The 17,228-nt window shown below is 32.2% G+C and carries 15 protein-coding genes; 1 reads left to right on the top strand and 14 read right to left on the bottom strand.

Features of this window, described 5'->3' with window-relative positions:
- Positions 1 to 17 precede the first annotated feature (17 nt).
- From C7J89_RS03815 to C7J89_RS03760, 12 genes are all read right to left on the bottom strand, one after another.
- Positions 18 to 1,421, bottom strand: a complete 1,404-nt coding sequence (locus C7J89_RS03815) for an MFS transporter (protein WP_103294931.1) — start codon at positions 1,419 to 1,421, stop codon at positions 18 to 20.
- Positions 1,422 to 1,846: 425 nt separating this feature from the next.
- Positions 1,847 to 3,061, bottom strand: a complete 1,215-nt coding sequence (locus C7J89_RS03810) for a helix-turn-helix transcriptional regulator (protein ID WP_103294930.1) — start codon at positions 3,059 to 3,061, stop codon at positions 1,847 to 1,849.
- 227 nt (positions 3,062 to 3,288) lie between these two features.
- The gene (locus tag C7J89_RS03805; protein WP_103294929.1) at positions 3,289 to 4,647 is read right to left on the bottom strand and encodes a gluconate:H+ symporter; all 1,359 of its coding nucleotides are present in this window, start codon (positions 4,645 to 4,647) and stop codon (positions 3,289 to 3,291) included.
- Between the two features lie 141 nt (positions 4,648 to 4,788).
- Complete coding sequence (gene gntK, locus C7J89_RS03800) at positions 4,789 to 6,333, bottom strand: gluconokinase (RefSeq protein WP_103294928.1); 1,545 nt, start codon at positions 6,331 to 6,333, stop codon at positions 4,789 to 4,791.
- Positions 6,334 to 6,363: 30 nt separating this feature from the next.
- Positions 6,364 to 7,044, bottom strand: coding sequence for a GntR family transcriptional regulator (locus C7J89_RS03795; protein ID WP_103294927.1), 681 nt, complete (start codon positions 7,042 to 7,044; stop codon positions 6,364 to 6,366).
- A gap of 241 nt (positions 7,045 to 7,285) precedes the next feature.
- Positions 7,286 to 7,993 carry a GTP pyrophosphokinase gene (locus C7J89_RS03790; RefSeq protein WP_103294926.1) on the bottom strand — a complete coding sequence of 236 codons (708 nt, stop codon included), beginning with the start codon at positions 7,991 to 7,993 and terminating at the stop codon, positions 7,286 to 7,288.
- A 181-nt stretch (positions 7,994 to 8,174) separates the two neighbouring features.
- Entirely contained in the window at positions 8,175 to 8,780 is a 606-nt protein-coding gene (locus C7J89_RS03785) for an FMN-binding negative transcriptional regulator (protein ID WP_103294925.1), read from the bottom strand.
- Positions 8,781 to 8,901: 121 nt separating this feature from the next.
- Positions 8,902 to 9,315, bottom strand: coding sequence for a DUF2188 domain-containing protein (locus C7J89_RS03780; RefSeq protein WP_061853682.1), 414 nt, complete (start codon positions 9,313 to 9,315; stop codon positions 8,902 to 8,904).
- Between the two features lie 72 nt (positions 9,316 to 9,387).
- A complete protein-coding gene (locus C7J89_RS03775; protein WP_061853683.1) occupies positions 9,388 to 11,286 on the bottom strand; it encodes an FUSC family protein in 1,899 nt (632 codons plus the stop codon).
- A gap of 411 nt (positions 11,287 to 11,697) precedes the next feature.
- A complete protein-coding gene (gene budA, locus C7J89_RS03770; protein ID WP_061853684.1) occupies positions 11,698 to 12,396 on the bottom strand; it encodes an acetolactate decarboxylase in 699 nt (232 codons plus the stop codon).
- 193 nt (positions 12,397 to 12,589) lie between these two features.
- On the bottom strand, positions 12,590 to 12,874 hold the full coding sequence (locus C7J89_RS03765; RefSeq protein ID WP_061853685.1) for a putative quinol monooxygenase: 285 nt from the start codon (positions 12,872 to 12,874) through the stop codon (positions 12,590 to 12,592).
- Positions 12,875 to 12,941: 67 nt separating this feature from the next.
- Positions 12,942 to 14,210 (bottom strand): pyruvate MFS transporter, encoded by a 1,269-nt coding sequence (locus tag C7J89_RS03760; RefSeq protein WP_103294952.1) that lies wholly within the window; start codon positions 14,208 to 14,210, stop codon positions 12,942 to 12,944.
- Between the two features lie 297 nt (positions 14,211 to 14,507).
- On the opposite strand from C7J89_RS03760, the gene C7J89_RS03755 reads away from it, so the two are divergent.
- Complete coding sequence (locus tag C7J89_RS03755; RefSeq protein WP_061853686.1) at positions 14,508 to 15,116, top strand: undecaprenyl phosphate transporter UptA; 609 nt, start codon at positions 14,508 to 14,510, stop codon at positions 15,114 to 15,116.
- A gap of 513 nt (positions 15,117 to 15,629) precedes the next feature.
- On the opposite strand, the gene C7J89_RS03750 is transcribed toward C7J89_RS03755, so the two are convergent.
- Positions 15,630 to 16,250: an ABC-2 transporter permease gene (locus C7J89_RS03750; protein ID WP_103296146.1), complete on the bottom strand. Its 621-nt coding sequence runs from the start codon at positions 16,248 to 16,250 to the stop codon at positions 15,630 to 15,632.
- Complete coding sequence (locus tag C7J89_RS03745; RefSeq protein ID WP_103296145.1) at positions 16,247 to 17,095, bottom strand: ABC transporter ATP-binding protein; 849 nt, start codon at positions 17,093 to 17,095, stop codon at positions 16,247 to 16,249. The genes C7J89_RS03750 and C7J89_RS03745 overlap by 4 nt, the downstream gene beginning before the upstream one ends.
- Between the last annotated feature and the right edge of the window lie 133 nt (positions 17,096 to 17,228).

The raw sequence follows: 17,228 nt of genomic DNA, 5'->3' as shown, positions 1-17,228 counted from the left end.
CCCTTTCAATTTTAAAATTATATTTCTTCACGTAAAGCTAACTCTTTAACGATTTGATTATGTCGTTTATCTGTTAAAGGATAAAATATTAAGAATATTACCATGCCAATAAGTGTAGCTATTCCAGGCACTGCAAAGAAGATGAATTTCATACCAAATATTGTAGATGCCGTTTGTTGCACATTGGGTTGATATCCTACTAATGTTAATGCGGAACCTGAAATCAAACCAGCTAATGCTTGCGTAATCTTTCTTGTGAAACTATAACTTGAATAAATAATACCTTCTGAGCGAATACCTGTTTTCCACTGTTGATATTCAACTACGTCGGCAATAAAAGCCCAACAAACAGTAGTAGGTATAACCAAACTCATATTAGATAATGTATTTACTACCAAGAATGATTTTAAGTTACCACCGAATACTACGAAGTTTAAAAATTCAAAAACAAAGAATGCAGTTACGCCAATAATAGCCGTCATTTTCTTACCGAATTTTTTACTTAAGAACGTCGTTAAAATTAAACCTGGTATTAATACGATAAAGTTCAATGTACTAACAATACTTACCAGATTTGGTGAATCAAGAACGTATTGGAAGTAATACAGTTGCACTTGTTGTTTTAAAAATTGTGCCGTAATAGTGAGCAATGTATAGATAACTAAAATAATAAACGGTAAATTTTTAAATAATTCTTTAAAGGCTTTGCGACCAATATTTTTTGTTTTAGGTTGTTCGATAACGTGACGTTCTTTTGTACCTTTATAACAAATCATATGGAAAACAACACCGGCAATACCAAGTAGTCCAACAGCAAATGGATAACCCACCGCATGGTTTGGAAAAGCATTAACCATAGGAATAACTACAATACCAGCGATAAACAATGCCCCTTGTGAACCTAAGTTACGAAATACAGATAATTGCGTACGATCATCAGCGTTTAATGTCATCGCCGCCGATAATGAACCATAAGGAATGTTCACTACAGAATAGGCAAAATTAAACAATATGTATGTTGTAAATGCCCATACTACTTTTCCTGTATAACTTAAATCTGGTGAAATAAAAGTTAATACCGTAAATAAGGCTAGTGGTATTGAACCGTATAGTATGAAAGGTCTAAACTTACCTTTACTCCCAATGTTTTTCCTATTATCAACATAGGCACCAACACCAGTGTCGAAAAAAGCATCAAATATTTTAGAAAGGAAGAAGACTAACCCACCATAAACACTTGAAATCCCTAAAATATCTGTAAAAAATTTAAGCAAGTATATTTGACCCATATCAAACATCATGCCATTTCCTAAATCACCAAAACCGTAAGAAAGTTTTTCTCTAAATTTTAGTTTAGGTGCTTGGATTTCTTTAAATGTACGTAATCTTCTATTTTCAGATTTTAACTTTGCAACAACCATAATCTCACCCCTTGTTAACTAAAAAACAACACTTAAAGTTAAAACTTTATTGAAAACGCTTTCTTTTTTGCTTAAAAATTTTTATATTGGTGTTGTTTTATTTTTCCTCCCCCTTTAAATACCATTATATTTTGAAAAATAAGACAGTCAATCACAAAATAACAACGTTGTTATTTTGTGATTTAACTTTTTATATCACTACGACAGATTGAACTGTCATCAAATCGCTTAATGTATAGTGTTTTTCAAAATCGTTAATTAATGCACGATAATTAATTCAGATTTCTACTTTCACATTAATTTAATATCGAAACGACTAAATATTTAAAATTTTAGATGCTATTTTATTATTTTATTTACTAAATTAGTAATTTATTTACATATTTGGTGATTTAGTCTCTTCACGGTCATAAAATACACACTATTTATACAAATTTTTGGTATTTATTGCGATATTGTAATGGGGTCATTTCAAAATGTTGTTTGAATTTTTGGCTAAAATAGCTCATTTGTTTAAATCCGATTTGTTCAGATATTGTTTGCACAGTTAATGACGTTCTCATTAACAACTCACTTGCCTTCGCCATGCGCATTTCTGTTATATATTGCGCTAATGACATACCAATTTCCTGATTAAAAACACGCGATAAATATGCCGGAGCTAGATCGACATAAGCAGCTATCTGTCTTAAATTCAGTTCATTCATTAAGTTCAATTCGATATACTGCACTACTTTATTAATTTTAGGACTATATAATGTCGCTTTAATTTTTAAAGCGGCTTGTGCATAATCTATAATCATTGCTTGTGTTACGTCGTACATATTTTCATAACTCGTCGTGCTATCGATTATAGCAGCATATTTCGTAGATAATGCATCAATCGTTACTAATGCCACCCCTGCTCGTTCTACAGCTTTTCGACACAACACATTAATGATAAATGATTTATATTTAGCATTTTGCACTTCATCTTGTAGACGTTTTAAACCTACTACTTTAGCGTACATAGTACTTAATAACTCTACCGCTTCATTAACATCACCATTTTCTACAGCAATTAATAGACTGTTTTCAATGTCATAGCGTGCTTTAATATCCATATCTACATATTGTGTTTGTAACTCTTTCGTTGCGTAATTTTCTTGATCTAGATGAAAGTTAAAATCTATAGCTGCTATATCATAAATGTAATTTCTATCTTTAATAAATTTGATTGCTAATCTGCACATCTTTTTTACTTTACTATGACTGCATAACGGTATCTTCATAAAGTATTGCTTTAAGACATTAAGTCTACTCATACTAATATTATTATGATTTAGTAATGCTCTACATTGTTGTTCATTCGGTCTCTGTTCTAAATATGGACCCAAAACAAACAATTCTTGCGTTTTATTGTACTTAAAAATGAAGTAGTTAACCCCAAACTGGTTACAATAATGATAAATTGTTTCGCTAGACATATTGCTTAAAAATTCTTTTAACGTAGTATTGAATTTTTTACTTTTAATATTAGTAAATGGTGAAATTAATAATTGCGTAATACGAGATAAATTTGAAATTGTTATTCCCTCTAAGTTTATCCCTAACAACTCTTGTGCATGTGCTTTCAGTAAATCTAGTTGGCTATATTCCATATAAATCACCTTCTTTTAATCAATTATAACTAAAATGATTAATACTGTGTCATTATAAATAAAAGCCCTAACAGATTGTGTTAGGGCTCTGCACTATGCGTAACATAATACAATATTTATAAGACTAATAGATGTGCACATATATGTAATAAGTGCTCTTCTATTTTACAATTATATTCTATATTTTCGCAATAAAATACATTTCTTTTATTATATAATAGTTTTGTCTAAACGAATAAGCTTAAGAATAAAATGAAGATAATACCTGATACAGAAATAATAGTCTCTAATAAAGACCAAGTTAAAAATGTTTCTTTTACAGTTAAACCAAAATACTCTTTAAACATCCAAAATCCTGCATCATTAACATGTGACAAGATAACACTTCCGGCACCAATAGCTAATACGACGAGTGCTATATTAACGTCTGAATGTTGTAACAATGGTAATACGATTCCTGTCGTAGAGATTGCTGCAACTGTAGCTGAACCTAATGCAATACGCAATACTGACGCTACAATCCATGCTAATAATATTGGTGACATTTCTGTACCTTTGAATAAGTGTGCAATTGTATCACCTACACCGCCATCAATAAGTACTTCTTTAAATGTACCGCCACCACCAATGATTAAGATCATCATACCGATTGGATAGATAGCATTTGATACTGAATCCATAATTTCTGAATTTTTTCGCCCTTGTTTAACGCCCATTGAGAACATTGCAAAGATAACTGCAACTAACATAGCAGTACCTGCTGTTCCTATAAAGTAAATGAAACCTTCAAAGCCATTTGTAGCTTTTTCATGTCCTGTTACTAACTGTACTATCGTTGAAATTAACATTAAAATCACAGGTAATACAGCTGTGATCAAACTCATAAAGAAACTTGGCATTTCACTGACTTTAAATTCTCGTTGTGCACCTAAAGCTGAGATATCCCCTTCTCTTGTATATGCAGTAGGTGTAAGTTTTTGTGCCATTTTATTGAAAATTGGTCCTGCAATAATCGTTACTGGTATAGCAATAATAATACCGTATAACAATACATGACCTAGGTTTGCATGTAATTCTTTAGCAATAACAACTGGTCCTGGATGTGGTGGTAGGAAACCATGTGTAACAGAAAGTGCTGTCACCATTGGTAAACCAAGTTTTAATTGAGAAACATTAGCGCGTTTGGCAATTGTAAACACTAATGGAATTAAGAGTACTAATCCAACTTCGAAGAATAACGCAATACCGACAATGAATGCCGCAATTAGCATTGCCCATTGCACATGTTTTTGTCCGAATTTATTAATTAATGTATCAGCGATTCTAGTTGCACCGCCACCATCTGCTAGTAATTTACCTAAAATTGCGCCCAAGCCAAAAATTAAAGCGATGTGACCGAGTGTGCTGCCCATTCCTTTTTCCACTGTATCGAGTATTTTATCTAGTGGCATACCTAATAATATTGCTGTAACTATTGATGTAATAATTAAAGAAATAAATGTATTTAATTTCAAAAAGATAATAAGTACAAGTAAAAATACAATACCAATTACCACGGTAATAAGTGGCCATATAGTTTCAAACATAAGTTAATCCCCTCTCGAAGAACGATTTATTTTTTCTATAATTGTTAACGCTTTCTTTTACTCCCAAAAAAATTTGTTGCTAACTTAATGAGAATAGCGTGGTGACACTGTTATTGTGTCACCTATTCTCTATAAACTCTTTTACTCTGTCGTCATGTTTTGACGTTGAAAATCTGCAATTTCAGCATAACGTTCTTCTAAAGAACGGCTTAAATTAATAAATATTGAGACCAATTGCTGATAAGTTTGTACTTGCTCTTTATCAGGTTCATGTTCATTCGTCGTGCCAACCATGTCTTCAATAATTGAGAAATCTTCTATTTCGCCAAGTGCTTTCATTCCTAATACACAAGCTCCTAAACAAGAACTTTCATAACTTTCAGGGACGCTTAAGTGTGTATCAAAGATATCTGCCATCATTTGACGCCAAACCTTACTTTTAGCAAAACCACCTGTTGCTTTAATCGTGCTTGGTGTTTCGTTCATAACTTCAATCAATGCTAAGTAAACTGTATAAAGGTTATATAATACGCCTTCTAATGCAGCTCGTATCATATGTTCTTTTTTATGTGATAGCGTTAATCCGAAAAATGAACCACGGGCATCTGCGTTCCAAAGTGGCGCACGCTCACCTGCTAAATAAGGATGGAAGATAAGACCTTCCGCACCTGGTTTCACTCTACTTGCAATTTGTGTCAATACATCATAAGTATCGACGCCTAAGCGTTTAGCTGTTTCTACTTCACTTGCTAATATTTCATCTCGCAGCCAACGCAAGATAACACCACCGTTATTAACTGGGCCACCGATAACATAATGATTTTCAGTTAAGACGTAACAGAAAATACGTCCTTTGTAATCAGTACGTGGTTTATCTATTACAGTACGAATAGCACCTGAAGTACCAATAGTCACGGCGACTTCACCTTTTTTAAACGCGTTAACGCCTAAATTGGATAACACGCCATCACTTGCACCTACTACAAATGGTGTGTCTTCATTCAGTCCCATTAACGTTGCATAACGTTTTTTCATGCCAGTTAAAATGTGCGTTGTTGGAACAACTTCAGGTAATTGGCTTTCATCAATTCCGAGTAATTGTAATGCTTCGGCATCCCATTGCAATGATTCTAAATTCAACATGCCAGTTGCAGAAGCCATTGACTGATCGATTACATATTGCTCAAATAATTGATAAAAGATATACGTTTTAATATCTACAAACTTAGCTGTATTATTATATGTTTGTTGTTGTTCATGCTTCATCCAAAATATTTTAGATAACGGGGACATTGGATGGATAGGTGTACCAGTTCTTTGATAAATTTCAACACCATTATGTTGATTATTAATTTGTTCAGCATACTTACTTGCTCTATTATCCGCCCAAGTTAAGTTTTCTGTTAAGCGCTGATGATTACTATCCATCGCGATTAAACTATGCATTTGTGCACTAAACGACACCAATTTTATATCATCTTTGTTAATTCCAGATTCTCTAATAACATATTTGATTGTCATTAACACAGCATCGAATAATTCATCGGGATTTTCTTCAGATACATCTACATTCGGTGTATTGAGTGGGTAACCAATATTATGCTTTAAGATGAAGTTACCTTGCTCATCGTATAATACGGACTTAGTACTTGTTGTACCAATGTCGACACCAATCATATATTTCATTTTGTCATCTCCTAAATTACTTACACTTTTCTATTTCAACCAAAAACTTTCAATATCTTCACCGACATCGTCAAAGTTTAAATGGAATGCATGTCTTAATTTCGTTGAATCTTGCGTAGCAATCGCATCAATAAACGTTTGGTGATTGTAATGGATACGTTCAAAATCTTCCTTATCGTTGTGCATTCTATGACGCATAGACAATAATATGAGAGCTTCCATTACCGGACTTAAATTATTCCAATAAGTTTTTAAATACTGATGTTTAGAAGCTAAAATTGCTACTTCATGGAATTTAATATCATGTTCTGTAAACGACTCAGCATCTTCAAATTGGACGGCAACTTTCATCATTTCTAACTGTTTACTTAATTCTTTAACGACCTGCTCAAGTTGTTGTTCTTTTAATCTTGAAAAGGCAAAAGACTCTAACATTATACGTAAATCATATAATTCTTTCTTTTCTTTTTCTTCAAATGGTAATACCTCTGCTCCCATACGTTCCAAATGAATTAATTGATCTTGTTTCAATAATTTAAAAGCGTCACGTACAGGTGAACGACTAACGTTATACGTTTTAGCCACTTGATTCTCCGTTAATAAAGTATCCGGTTCAATGGTTCCTTTAACAATTTGCAAACGAATTTCAGCTGCTATCATCTCACCTTTCGATGCGCCTTCTAGCCATTGTTCTGGATATTCAAATTCCACAATCACTCACCTCACAAACATCTAATATACTTGTATACAAGTATATTAGTACAAATCTGCAAAAATTGCAAACGCTTCCACATTTAATAATTTTTTTAATTTTAAATTTAATTATCCTAAGCTAAGAAATAATTTTAAATTATTATCTTATAACGTCACTGCACTAAAGACATTAAAGCATAAAAAAACTATCTAATTTTCGCTGTAAACGTTAATTAGATAGCTGATTTTTGTTGTACTTTTATTTATATGAATGTTGATCAAAAACTTCGGAATGTATATCTTGCATTGTATGTTCTACATCGGTAATTTGTGTGGCACATTGTTTTAATAGGCTGCGATATTTTTCAGTGTTAGCTTCATTTTTATATCTAATTTGGTGTTCTAAACTTGCCCACATATCCATGCCGATAGTTCGTATTTGAATTTCTACCGGCACATATTCTACAAAATCTGCGAGAAATACAGGTACAGTTACGACTAAATGTAAACTGCGATAACCATTACTCTTTGGATATTCAATATAGTCCTTACGTTTTAACAATTCAATATCGCCTTGTTTTAATAACATTTTTTCTATCGCATAAATATCTTCAATATAATTACAAATTACGCGTATCCCTGCAATGTCTTGCAAGTTTTCTCGTGCCGAAGTTGCTGATATTTCATACCCCTTACGCTGTAATTTTGAAATTACACTACTCAATTGTTTTACGCGTCGTTCCATATGATGTATTGGATTATGTTTATAAATATGTTGGAAATTATCATCCAATATATCTAATTTCGTACTTATCTCTTTGAGTGCAGAACTGTATACTTGGTCCAAACTTACAAAATCTACAAGTGTCGAAAATGCTTCGTCAGAATCGTTAAAGTTGTTAAAACTATGCTTAAAATCTTCTCTTAATTCTTCTAAATATAGTGAAGGCTTGCGTTCAACATACATCCTTCATTCCCCCTGGTTTTATCTTTGTTAAGTTAAGTATACTTTATTTGAAGTGATTTTTTAAGTAATACACTTGTATTTTGTATTTGTACAATTATTATTATACGCTAAAACTCCTTTATACCAACAACAAAAGCACGAATCTTTTTTGATTCGCACTTCGCTTATCTTTTATATCATTTTATTGCTTCTCTATTTCATCAGCTAAAATGTGATCCATAGAGTTATCGCTGTTATTTAACTGTGATGCTATATTCCGCTTCTCTTGTTCACTACGTGTTTGGCTTAGTTTATAAGCTGCTTCAATATTTGTTACTTTTATTTTAAACCCTACAATACCTTTAATTTGTTTTTTCGTTTGGTCCGACAAATTATCCCAAGTTGCTCCATTTTCACGGTGTTGTTCGTATTGCTTTAATAGTTTTGTTAAATCTACAGCCAATTGTTCTTCATTAAGCAAATGACCTTCACCATATGTATGAATACTTTCATAATCCCACGTTGGAACGTCTTCTTGTTCATACCAAGTAGAAGAAACATAGCCATGCGGACCATGAAATATAATTAATATATTGTCATTATTATTTATCGTCTGCCACTGTTTATTACCTCTCGCAAAATGTCCTGAAATATATAAAACATTACTGTGTTCTTCAATATTCACTGGTAAATGTGTTGCTATTGGTCTTACTCCGTCAGTTGTAATTATAGTGACAAAATTATTGTTGCGCATAAACTGTTTAATTTCTTCATAATCGTGCATTTGATAGTATTTTGGTATATACATGGTACACACCTCCCCTATAATTACTTACATTTTACTTACCCCTTCGTATGACTATTATAACTGTACATACTAAAAGACAAAGGCTGGCGACATCACATCGTCGCCAGCCTCTGTCTTTAAATTATTCATCTTTTTTATGTTCTATTATTTCTACATCTCTATTATCTGCGATATTACGTGCTCTTTTCATCGCGTCTTCCTTTTTATCAAAACGATCTGACGCTTGTTTGGCTCCATCTGTTTTCACTTTCCAACTATCGTCTTCAAAATATACATGAACGTCACGTTCGTTAAGTTCCGGATTGGCTTCACTATCTTTTTGATGCTGCGTAATCTTTTTATTTTTTAATTCGTCTAGTTCTTGTTGTGAAGCATTCTTATACCAAGATTCGGCTTGTTTCGTCGCAATTGGAATTGTATCACTTTCACTGTAACCGTCTTTAAGCATCGCATTGCCAATATCAATCGCTTTTTTACGTTCTAATTTATCAAAGTTTTTCCAACTTTGTGGATAGTCTTCCATAGTCCAAGGCATTTTATCATCACACTTTCTTTTTCTAATGCTTTACCACTTACTGACTATCTAAAACTTATTAACAAGTCTATTTTACGCATTATTAGTATGGGTACAATTATGTTGAATATTCATTAACGCCTCTGTAATATACACATATTGCGGTAACGTCGATAAGTCTTTCACAAAAAGATAATTATTATGATCAAAATGTTTTGCAATATTTTCAAATGCGACTAAATATTCTCCCATTTGCGCATCATCTATATGGATACGCTTATTGTTGTTTAAAGCTCGTGTCAGCATAAAGCTAATTTCTTCTAAAGCATAGATAGTTGGATAATAATTTTGAATTGCAATTTTATGATTAAAAATCTCACCATTCGCACTATCATATACGCGTGACATATTATTTAGTTTAACGCTTAACAATAACATTTCTTTTTTGCCCTCTTCTTGTTTGTCATAACTATTAGTTGAAAAAAGGTAATGGAATATTTTCGCTTCAGCTCTTACCACTTCACCTATAGAGTTAGGTAACATAGACGAAGCAGTCTTTCTACCTAATATTACTAATCCTATCGCACCGATAATAACGCCGACCATAACATCTGTAATACGCGGTAAGGCTATCGATAGTGTTAAATGTTGAGACGCTAGACCGTTTAACAATAACACTTGAATCGTAATAAATATAACAGCGAAAGAATAATTCGCACCTACAAACATTTCTGTAATACCAGCAGTCAACGCAAGTAAAGCGATCGCTACAGGTACGGATGGATTAGTTATTAGAATTAAAGACAATGCCACGACGCCTAATACAGTACCGATACCCCTTGCACCCGCTCTTTCGAGACTATGCATTGTATGTCTACCTACTAATACTGTATGTGCAGATAATGGAATCCAATACGCCTTGTCAAAGTGGAACATTAAAGCTACAAAAATAGAAACTCCCATTATGACTATATATCTTAAAGTATTCTTAAATATAATAGAATCTAACGTTAAATTTTGATACATATGTTGACCATAAATTGGTATTCTAATATCAATTTCATGAACTATTTTTTTATCATTGGCATGCATAATTTCATCTACTCTAAAAATATAGTCAATTAAATTTTGATAAACGTGACTCACGCTTATTTCTTTACGCCATAGTTCATTATTTTGACCTTTGTTCGTAACCATATCACTTATATATGTTGCCATTTCTACAATTTCAGTAGGTAACGGTCTATTATTCCTAGCATTTAATTCTAACAATTCGGCATACATACCTTGTGCTAAGTTATGTAAGATTAATAACTTTTGAAATTTAATTGTTTTCTTACCTTTTGGTAAACTCGCTGCGATAAATTGATTATCTGCATTTTTAAACACATTAACCGCTTTTCTAGAAGTTGTAGCAAATGCTTGTTCATCATTAAATTGCGCAATTAACTGTTTAATAATTGAATATTCATTTTTAACTGCTTTAAATTCTGCAGATTCTTTTGAAATTAAAATATTCACAATAACGACTAAAGTGGCTAGCAAACCACCAGCAAACATCGTTATACCTCTCATCAACGCTTCTTCGGGTGCTACCGGTAAGTTAATAGGTAAACTAAAGGCTACTATGAAGAAAGTGGATGATGGACCGGGTATATTTAACGCGCTAAATATAAAATAAGGTACAACTGTTACGACGAGTAATAACATGCCAAACATAAGGGGTTGGGTCACTGTAAGCGAACCTAAAACCATTGCAATGGATAGCCCTATAGTTGAATACAAAACTATACGTAGTTTGGAACGTGCAGAACCTCCGAATACATATATGTGCGCTAATGTTCCTGTAGCCATTAACAAACCAATTTGTAATTGACCCATAAGATAACCAATTATAAGTGGGATAAACATTAATATAGCTTGTCTCGTTCCCTTTAATGGATCGATTTTTATTTTATCGAACTTGATTAATGATTTTAAATAATTAATCACCGTTTGTTCATCTCCTAGTTATTTTTTCTCTGTAATTAATAAAAATTTGTGGCATATACTATGTACGCTTTACCATACATTTATTAAAAAGTTTTACTGAGTGGATTGAATGCTATCGAAAGAAAATTACAACTCGTAAAGTTGTAAAGTAGCATGTAAAAAGGCACGTTATTTCATGTCTTAATTAAATTTAGTTGCCAAATTGTGCCCTGTATAAAATTAGAAATATAAAATAAAACACAACCTGATGTAATCTACAATAAGAAAACAACCTGACAGCGTAAAATTCACTGTGAGGCTGTTTATTATTTATAGCTATAATAGTTATTATATTTGTTGTCACTAAAGTTTATTTATTATCTTCTATTCTAGTTTAACATGCTTCAAAAATAAATGTGTTAAAAATTTTTATTATTCAGCTTCGGAAATATCTTCATTGATATTAGAATAGTCTATATCCGCTTCTAAAAATTCTTCATTATCTGTAGGGAAATGTTGTTCTAATGTTTCTATCTTGCTCACTTCTACACTACCACTATTCATTTCAAAATCTAAAACATGCCCACCAAAAGTATGGTCATCATCTACAAAGTGTAAATGAAATCCACCGGCTGCAATGCCATGAAATAATTGAGGTGAAAAGAAACCGACGACTGTACCATGAATTTGTTCCTTAGTATATTCTGGTTGTCTTTTTGCCGATTCAATTAAGCGAGTGTAGGGTTTGTCTTGTTTAGGCATCATACGTACGTGCATCATTTCAAATTTACCAGTAATCTTCACTGCTATAAAAATATTTTCGCTGTTCACTTGATGCAATACTTCGTTTAGCACTGCCTCCTGATCACTAATAACACGCACGTCAAATTGTAAATCGGGATCAAAGGGCGTCACAGTAGCAAATGGTGTCATTTCATTGCCGGTTAACTCTGTAAACTCATTATGTTCATTCGCATGATATGCTATGCCATCGACAATGATCACCTCGCCATCAGAGCCAGTTAAGGTACCTATCCCTAAATCACCGTGTTGCAGTATGTCACTTATTTTAGCTGTACCATCTAACATACCTGCCATCAAAGTCCCTAAAGTGCCATGTTGGTATAACATGTAATCACTCCTTATTAAAAAGTAAATTTATATGAGGTAATTGATTTTGAATAACTTAATATAAAATACATCATATATAATTATACATCGTTATAATGCTTTATCATAATTTCATGTTTTTATGCCCTATTTTAAGCATAACAAAAAGACTTCTCTAAGATTTTACTATCTTAAAGAAGTCTTTGCTTATTTACTATTTACTTGTACTTATTGTAATGTCTGGTTTAGCAACTAACAACTGAGGCACATTAGCAAAAAAGTGTTTAAAATGATCAGAGTTATTATGAGCTTGTGCAGCTTCTTCATCTTTATAACGTTCAATCATTGCAAATGTATTAGGTTCATCCGTTTTTTCGAAGTGTTCATAATATAAAGAACCTTCCTCTTTATTTGCTGCTTCGATTAAGGGACTTACTAATTCTAAATATTGTTCGCGTTTGTCTGGGTTCACTTTCATAATGGCGTTTACGGTAATCATAAAACGTTCCTCCTTCACAGGTGTTAAATTATTACACTAGCTTATTATCAAAGTGAGAAATAATCAATTATTGTGTCTTATTTTGTACTAATGAGTTATCTGGTTTAACGAAGAACCACATAATAATCGCAAATACAACTGGAACCATGATAAGCATTAATGTGTTGTTCCAGCCAATTCTATCTGCAAAGAAACCCGCTAATAATGGACTGAGTAAGGCACCAATGTTACCCCACATGTTCATCCAACCTGAAACAGTACCAGCAAAGTTACGGCCCAAGTCAGTAGCAGCAGCCCAACTCATACCCATTGAAATACCGATTCCACCTAAACATAATGACAACCAACTAACATTAGCCACAAGGTTATCTGTTTTTAATGCGAAGAATAGTGCAATACAGAATACGACGAAACCTATAATTGCTAATAGTCCTCTAGCCATAAATTTAGATTTACCTTTTTGTAATATTTTATCTGATACAGTACCAGCAGTTAAAATTAAGATAAACATTACTAGCCATGGAGCACCAGAAGCTGGACCTAAATCTTTAAGCTGAACTCCGTGTTGCTCAGTTAAGTATGTTGGTAACCAAATTAAGAATAATGAGATTACGAACTGTACTACAAAATATTGAGCCGCTAAGGCATAAAAACTAAATCTTCTTAAGAAGTTGTTCCAAGGTGCTACAGATTTTTCAGTTGAAACAACGTCACGGTTATTCATGATATATTCTTTTTCAGCTTCATTTACCATTTTGTGTTGTTCTGGTAAGTCTTTCGCAATAATTGCCCATAAAACAGCAATTAATAACCCTACAACACCAAATATGTAAAATACTGCGTGCCAACCAAATGCATTATAAATTGCAATTGTGATTACTGGCGCAATAACTGGTCCAAAATAAGAACCTGCGAGTAACATACTCGACGCTCTACCTTTTTCACCTTTAGAGAACCAGAATGAGTTAAATACAGCATTTGATGGATACATTGGTGCTTCCCCTACACCAAATAAGAAACGAACTGTGTAAAGTAAACCGTGGTTTTTAACAACACCCGTTAAAATTGTAAAGGCACTCCACCAAACTAATGCAATAGATAACATCTTTTTAGGACCATATTTTTCTGCTAAGAACCCTGAAGGTACTTGCATTAATGCATATCCTAATGAGAATAATGATGCCAATAAACCGAAATGTGTCTTATTCATATGTAAATCTTCCATCATCGGTTTTGCTATAACAGATATATTTGATCTATCCATATAAGCGATAATCCCTATAATAAAGAATGCGATGGCAAAATACCATCTAACGTTACTTCTTTTTTCTTTCATAGTTACCCAACTTTCTTTTAGGCCAGTCATCATATGACCTATTGTTTGTTCTTTTTTTATGATATTACCATAATGTGTAAGCGTTTACAATAAGTTTTCAATAAAAAATCATGTTTATTAATAAAAATTCTTACATTTCGCATAGCTAGCACTAGAAAAGTTTCTTTACTGTATTTTTATAATTAATTAACAATAATATTATACATTTAATATTAAAATAGCTTATAATTAGTGGATAGTTGGCAAAGTTTGACTATTATTGTTTATGTAATTTTAAAAGGAGATTTTTATTAAGGTATGGAACAAATAATAACTGAATTTATTCGTTCATGGGGTTATGCCGCCATAGCGATCTTAATTTTATTCGAAAATATATTACCATTTATACCATCGGAAATTATTTTAACGTTTGCAGGTTTACTATCTGAAAAATCCGATCTATCAATTCCGGTCTTATTTATTATATCTACAGTATCTTCCTTCTTCGGATTATTAATATTATATTATATTAGTAGACTAGTTTCCGAGCAACGTTTATATCGTTTTGTAGATAAGTATGGTAAATGGATTAAACTTAGAGGCAAAGATGTAGCTAAAGCAAATGATTGGTTTAAACATTACGGTGCATGGGCCGTTTTAATATGTAGATTTATTCCAGTATTAAGAGTTTTAATTACTATTCCTGCTGGTATTAACAGAATGAATGTAGTAAAGTTTATGTTTTTATCACTAGTCGGTACTACAGTTTGGAATTTCTTACTTATTTATTTAGGTAAATTATTAAGCGGTAGTTGGGATATACTAATGAACGCTTTACACACATATTCATTCGTTATGTACATTATCTTATTTATTATTATCGTTTATATCATTTACCATTTATTAAAACGACGCAGAGTTGAATAACAATCACTAAAAATTTTGAAGCAGTTTCTATTTAACATTAAATAGAAATTGCTTTTTTAATTTGTTAATTTAAAATACTTTTATTTCAATCAAGGCAAAGCACTGCTCAAAATATATTTTTTCCAAATACTTTCTAATTAAAATAATAATAAATGAAATGGCTAACCGATTAGCACTGTTACTTCCATTCCATTAACACTCACTTATTTTGAGCACAACTCCTAACGGAATAGAAAGTGTCTCGAGACCATAGGCTCGAGCCCTTCCCATAGGAAAGCGTTACTCAAAATATATTACTTACAATCCTCTCCCTAATAAAATTAAAAATGAATGAAAGACTTAACCGAATAACACCGTTGCCACCAACCTTTTTAACACACTCTTATTATGAGCACGACTCCTAACGGAATAGAAAGTGTTTCGAGACCATAGGCTCGAGCCTTTCCCGTAGGAAAGGCTGCTCAAAATAAATAATAAACCGATTGAAATTCAATAATTCCAACCGGTCTTTAGTTAAAAATCTGCATTATCAAAATGTTTTAAGCTGAAATAATAAACAATTAATCCAATGATTATACTTAAAATTAAATAATAACTATTCAAGGCAAAATCAGAAAGTAATGCATTTTGATTATTGTGAAGAAAAGCTGTTGTGATAATATAAATAAAAAAAAGAACCAATAAAAATACCATAGCAATAAAATAAATACCATTAGAATTTTCAGAGCCAAACTTATAAGTTAATAAATAAATTAATGACATTTGAAGTGCAAAACCTACGCCAATAAACGAATTACTCAGACCTTCTACAATTGAAGCTTTATAAATAGATATAATAATGAGCGATATAATAAAGCCAATTAGGACGAGCGAAAGATGTACTAAAAAATGCGTATTTACTATGGTTCTTCTTGTTACAGGCATAATAATGGCATATTTTAACCAGTCACTCGCACTTTCTTTTTTTAAATAGTCCATCGCTCCTAAAGCAGGATAAATGCAAGTTAACAGTGCAGCCCCGACAGTATTGTCACTAAAAAAGGTGAAGAAAATGGCTATTACTATCGTTAAAGCAGTATAAATAAGTATTTGCGTCTTAGACGAATAATATTGATTTAATATTAATGCCTTCATGCTGTTTCACCTCTCATTAATATTTTTGTAACTTGATCAACGTTATTAATATCGTTAACTTTAAAATCAGCTTTATCTTTATAAACTAAGGCTCTAACATAACCTTTTCGCCCATTGTATGCATAGACACTATTGCTATCTATCTTATTAAATTCGTCAGCAGTCATTTCTATCACACCATAATTATCATATAAATATTGTTTACTCACGTTCATAACTATTGCTCCATCGCGTAAAAAAACTAAGCGATCTGCTATTGTTTCGATATCTTCAGATATATGAGAGGACAAAACTATACCATTGCCTTGATCAACAAAGTCTTCCAAAAGTTCTAACACTTGTTCTCTACTCGAAGCATCAAGACCTGCTGTTGCTTCATCGAGAATAAGTAAGCGACTATTATGGGATAATGCAATCGCAATAGCGAGTTTCATCGACATGCCACGTGATAGAGTTTCCACACGTCGTTTTTCAGGTAAATTGAAGAACTTAAGTAACTTAAAAAATTGTTTAGAGTCCCACGATTGATACATAGCGTCCATTATTGAGTTCACTCTAAAGATAGGTAATTTTTTAGTCAATTTCAGTTCATCAAAAACAACTCCTATGTAATCTTTATATGTATAATCCTCTTGGCCGATTTCATTTCCAAAAAATTTAATTATTCCAGAATCTTTAATGTAATCCCCAAGTATTGTATTAATCGTAGTTGATTTACCTGAACCATTATTACCAATTAAGGCTACCGTCTCCCCCTCACTCACTTCAAAGGAAATATCTTTTATTTGAAATTCTGAATTTGCCATCGTTTTGTGCAAATGCTTAACTTCTAATAACTTGTCCATAGTACCCCTCATTTCTTAAATAATTTAATTATTATGTATAACATCAATTTAACAGATATCAATTTTTATTTCATTAAAATTTAAGTATTGGGCTATATTAATTTCAAAAAAAACAAAACAACCTAACAGATTA

The organism is Staphylococcus kloosii, from assembly GCF_003019255.1.
Classification (GTDB): domain Bacteria; phylum Bacillota; class Bacilli; order Staphylococcales; family Staphylococcaceae; genus Staphylococcus; species Staphylococcus kloosii.
This window is presented reverse-complemented; position numbering and strand designations above follow the sequence as displayed.